The organism is Limnohabitans sp. 2KL-17 (genome assembly GCF_003063415.1).
Lineage (GTDB): Bacteria > Pseudomonadota > Gammaproteobacteria > Burkholderiales > Burkholderiaceae_C > Limnohabitans_A.
This window is the reverse complement of the sequence record NZ_NESK01000096.1, coordinates 1-773: the sequence shown is the minus strand read 5'-3', so window position 1 is coordinate 773 and position 773 is coordinate 1. Positions and strand designations below refer to the sequence as shown.

The 773-nt window shown below is 61.4% G+C and carries 1 protein-coding gene; it reads left to right on the top strand.

All coding sequences use genetic code 11. The annotated features are described in order from the left end of the window. A partial coding sequence (locus tag B9Z45_RS17150) for a hypothetical protein (RefSeq protein WP_199221945.1) occupies positions 1-773 on the top strand: 773 nt, incomplete at both ends.

The window sequence follows — 773 nt, the reverse complement described above, 5'->3', positions numbered from 1 at the left end:
ACCCGTCACCCTCAAGCCCATCGACACCACAGCAACCACGCCCGTGATCACCGCTGTTGCCGATTCCAACGCCGCCACAGCCAACACCTTCGACCAAGGCTTCACCGTCACCGCAGGCTCTGTCGTTGCCGTCAAAGTCGGCACCTCTGATGTCACCAACTCCTTCACCAAGACCACCGCCAACGGCCTAGACACCTACACAGCCATCGCTAACGCTTTCACAGGCTCAGAGAGCGTCACCGTCAACGCCACCCTCACCGACGCCGCCGGCAACACCGGCACGGCAGCACCCGTCACCCTCAAACCCATCGACACCACAGCAACCACGCCCGTGATCACCGCTGTTGCCGACTCCAACGCCGCCACAGCCAACACCTTCGACCAAGGCTTCACCGTCACCGCAGGCTCTGTCGTTATCGTCAAAGTCGGCACCTCTGATGTCACCAACTCCTTCACCAAGACCACCGCCAACGGCCTAGACACCTACACAGCCATCGCTAACGCATTCACAGGCTCAGAGAGCGTCACCGTCAACGCCACCCTCACCGACGCCGCCGGCAACATCGCCACGGCAGCACCCGTCACCCTCAAGCCCATCGACACCACAGCAACCACGCCCGTGATCACCGCTGTTGCCGATTCCAACGCCGCCACAGCCAACACCTTCGACCAAGGCTTCACCGTCACCGCAGGCTCTGTCGTTATCGTCAAAGTCGGCACCTCTGATGTCACCAACTCCTTCACCAAGACCACCGCCAACGGCCTAGACACCT